At 64.0% G+C, this 203-nt stretch carries 1 protein-coding gene; it reads right to left on the bottom strand.

The window, feature by feature from the left end; all coding sequences use genetic code 11:
• Positions 1 to 203: hypothetical protein (locus QN350_RS19910; RefSeq protein WP_323517257.1), on the bottom strand; the 203-nt coding region annotated here is incomplete at both ends.

Raw genomic sequence — 203 nt, 5'->3', positions numbered from 1 at the left:
CCGGAAGCCGCGTGCGGCGAAGTCATTCACAGCGGTGTCAACGGCGGAGGTGATGTCCGCGGAATTGTCGGCGAGAGCGAGGATGACCTGGGGTGCGCCCTTGGTGACCTTGAACGTCGCGCCCCTGTCGTCGGTGACGGTGGCTTCGGTGCGTTTGTGAACCGGGTCGAAGGGTTGGTAGTGCGTGACCGTGTAGGCATCCA

Origin of the sequence: Cryobacterium sp. 10I5, assembly GCF_035019865.1 — a bacterium.
GTDB lineage: Bacteria > Actinomycetota > Actinomycetes > Actinomycetales > Microbacteriaceae > Cryobacterium > Cryobacterium breve_A.
The sequence above is the reverse complement of the archived record's forward strand: the minus strand, read 5'-3'. Positions and strand labels throughout refer to the sequence as shown.